This is a genomic window from Microcystis sp. M44BS1 (assembly GCF_020244875.1).
Taxonomy (GTDB): domain Bacteria; phylum Cyanobacteriota; class Cyanobacteriia; order Cyanobacteriales; family Microcystaceae; genus Microcystis; species Microcystis panniformis.
Genome location: NZ_JADBVM010000329.1, coordinates 1 through 2,927, shown reverse-complemented (window position 1 = coordinate 2,927; position 2,927 = coordinate 1). Strand labels below are relative to the sequence as shown.

Below are 2,927 nucleotides of genomic sequence, written 5' to 3'. Positions count from 1 at the left end.
GAGAACTTTTCTGACTTTTCTTCAGCTATTTATGAATGTCTGAATGATGCCCATCTGAAACATAAAAAAGAACTGGATTCTTTGCTGACTCTACGATTTCAGAAGTTTAATAAATCTCAGATTATGAACGTCTAAAGTATAAAGTATTAACGTGCCAACCATAAATTCCCCGGGGACTATCCGGTTCAATGACGGGAACAACTTGTCCTGAGAACAAGCGTACTGTCCGCCCAGTAATCCGTCCCGGAATACTGACACGCTGAATATACTCGGCGCTGTTTTCTGCTTGCACTTGTCCTGAAAGAAGTTCCTGTAAAGCCGCATAAACTTCTCGGGAAAAAGAGCCAAGAGGTTCAATGGCGTAAATTGGCGTAAGTTCCAGATTCAGGGTCCAGATTAAGGATTTAGCCTCCGAAAGGTTGTCAGCTAGGTAATCCACCATCTGACGGGCATCGTAGGGATTAGAGGGAACTTCAATACCACCAATTACGGCGGTGGGCATCAGTTGTTTAAATGTGTCCCGACGGGCTTCGGTGCCGAAGTCATAGCCCAAAGTGCCAATGGCATAGACGACTCCGCCAGCAGGTTCAGCAGCTTGGCTAGGGGTAACAGGTTTATTAGTAGTTTCGGGCATGGATACTCCTTGAGAGGTGATGACAGGGTTGGGAATTTGGGCGACGGGAATTACCGGTGCGCTGGTTGCGGCACTCAGTTCGAGATTTTGGCGTTCGGCCTCAGGGGTTTCCGGCGTACCACCGCAGCCACAGCCCGATGCTTCTACTGTTGCTTGGGTTTCCACAGATTCGGACATGGTTTCTCCTGTTAGTTGTTGAATTGCCCCAGAAATGTTCAACACTCCGGCTAAACATTTTGGTTCATTTTCGCTGTCGGCATATTGGCAGGGGAGGGCGCTTTTTAGTATTGCCTCCCGGACAGCGTGAGGATTGGGGGTTTCTCCTCGCTGCACCTGCAAGCTGAGTAATAAGGCGGCTACTCCGGCCACAATGGGCGCGGCGAAGCTGGTCCCACTCAGTTGCACAGTCCCGCCGCCCGGTTTTGCCCCTAAGATGTTTTCTCCAGGGGCAAGGATGCCTTGACTTTGGTAGGTTTCCCCCCAATTACTAAAGTCGAGGGGATGCCCTCTAGCATCAACAGCACCCACCGCTAGGACGGCGGGAAGGGCTGCCGGGACTTGCAGGCATTCACAGCCATCATTGCCAGCAGCGGCAACGATAAGAATATTTCTCTCGTTACACATCTCGACGGCGCGAATTAGCCAATCTTCGGCTTCTCCCATATCAGTGAGGGCCCCGCCGCTAATATTAATCACTTTTGCTCCGTTTTCGGCGGCTTGTTCAATCGCCCTCGCTAAATCGAGTTGGGAGAGTTTTCTATTATCATCCCCAAAGACGGGAACAAGTAAACCTCGACAATTAGGGGCAATTCCTTCTATTTCTGTTTTAGGTTGTCCAAATATGAGGCTGGCGATATGTGTCCCATGAGTGGACATTTGCCCCGCGTTGGCTTGATGCTGGACGAGGGTGGATAAACGGGTTAGGTCTGCCCCATTAAAGCAGGGATGGTCGGTATCAACTACACCATCGAGAATGGCGACGGTTATTTCTGATGCGCCTTTGGTTTGTTTTTGTAGTTCTTTTAGTCCTGGAATCGAGAGAATTTGAGTCATTTTATTAATGATTAGTGAATCAGAGTAAGTTAGGTGAAAATGAGGTTAAAAATTAAGTTTAATAAACCCGATCATGAGTACCAATATCAATTAGAATGATTACTTCTTTTTGCTCCTTATCATTAGTTTCTGGTCTTTCTAAAGAAAATACAATTCTACAATCATAACCACAAGAACAAGCTTTTAGTCCTAATAATTTTCCTTGTAATGAATGGGTGGCTAACTGAGGGGTAAAAATATCTTCTTGCATTAGCTTTAATGTTTCAATGATTTTTTGTTCAAGTTGAGCATTACGCTTGACCAATTTACGAAATGACCGTTTAAACTTCTGTGTTGCAATAATCTCTTTCATTCATCTTCTGTTAATAGGGTTTTTAATTCATCAATAATATCTTCTAAAGGTTGCGGTTTTAATTCTCCTCTTTGAAAAGCTTCCCTCGCTTCTTTAGCATTTCGGGCTATTTCGTCTCGATAGGATTCTATCATTTGATTTTTGACAATTTCTATTAACATTTCTCTCTGTTCAATAGGTAGTTCATTAACTGTCATAAGAGCTTGTTCTAATGTCATCATAATTTATCCTCTCTTGATTGTTGTAATAGGTTTAACGGTAGCTGTAATCTTGGTATTTCCTGTCGTCAAAAAATGGGTAATTCTAAACTTTGTAGGGGTTCTAATTCATGGTTTTTTGATTCTCTTTTAGTTTTCATCATGGTAAATCTGACCTGATTGCTATTTATTCTCGATCATACTACCTCTTTTCTGCCGAATCAATAGTTTTTAAGTGAATTTGTGTTAAGTCTTTGTTGAAATCATTTTCTCCGGAAGAAAAACCTACTTTTAGTCCTAGAATAGTTGGGAGGTTAGTCATTAGTAATTTTCTCAGCTAATTGTAATAGTTTTGGCGAGGGCAAAGGTTTATTTTCTTGGGTATATATATCTACCAAATCTTCTAAAACTTCTTGGGCATTATCAAGGGCTTCTTGATAGGTGCTGCCGTGAGTTCGAGCGTATTTTTCCCATTCGGGTAAACTGGCAATATAGGCATTATCTTCTTCAGACCATTGAATTAAAATGCTATATTTCATGATTAATTATCTCCTTGCTATTCCTAATTGCAAAACTTCTAAAACCTTGGCTAAATCACCGGCTAATAAAGCATCTTTATCTAACCATAATCCAGGGAATATCTGGGAACAAATTATCCCTTCTGAGTTCGGTTCAAGTTTAATATATTCTT

The 2,927-nt window shown here is 42.5% G+C and carries 3 protein-coding genes and 3 pseudogenes; 1 reads left to right on the top strand and 5 read right to left on the bottom strand.

The window, feature by feature from the left end; genetic code table 11:
* A pseudogene (locus IM515_RS24290) lies at window positions 1-135 on the top strand (IS630 family transposase); the annotation flags it as partial.
* A gap of 4 nt (window positions 136-139) precedes the next feature.
* Here the strand turns inward: IM515_RS24290 and IM515_RS24285 are convergent.
* From IM515_RS24285 to IM515_RS24265, 5 genes and pseudogenes are all read right to left on the bottom strand, one after another.
* Window positions 140-1,687, bottom strand: a pseudogene (locus IM515_RS24285) (PatA/PatG family cyanobactin maturation protease); the annotation flags it as partial.
* A gap of 58 nt (window positions 1,688-1,745) precedes the next feature.
* On the bottom strand, window positions 1,746-2,039 hold the full coding sequence (locus IM515_RS24280; protein WP_287628075.1) for a type II toxin-antitoxin system RelE/ParE family toxin: 294 nt from the start codon (window positions 2,037-2,039) through the stop codon (window positions 1,746-1,748).
* Window positions 2,036-2,260 carry a hypothetical protein gene (locus IM515_RS24275; protein WP_002762738.1) on the bottom strand — a complete coding sequence of 75 codons (225 nt, stop codon included), beginning with the start codon at window positions 2,258-2,260 and terminating at the stop codon, window positions 2,036-2,038. Before IM515_RS24275 ends, IM515_RS24280 begins: the two co-directional genes overlap by 4 nt.
* Window positions 2,261-2,550: 290 nt before the next feature.
* Complete coding sequence (locus IM515_RS24270; RefSeq protein WP_287628074.1) at window positions 2,551-2,775, bottom strand: type II toxin-antitoxin system HicB family antitoxin; 225 nt, start codon at window positions 2,773-2,775, stop codon at window positions 2,551-2,553.
* Window positions 2,776-2,781: 6 nt separating this feature from the next.
* Window positions 2,782-2,927 (bottom strand): annotated as a pseudogene (locus IM515_RS24265) (Uma2 family endonuclease); the annotation flags it as partial.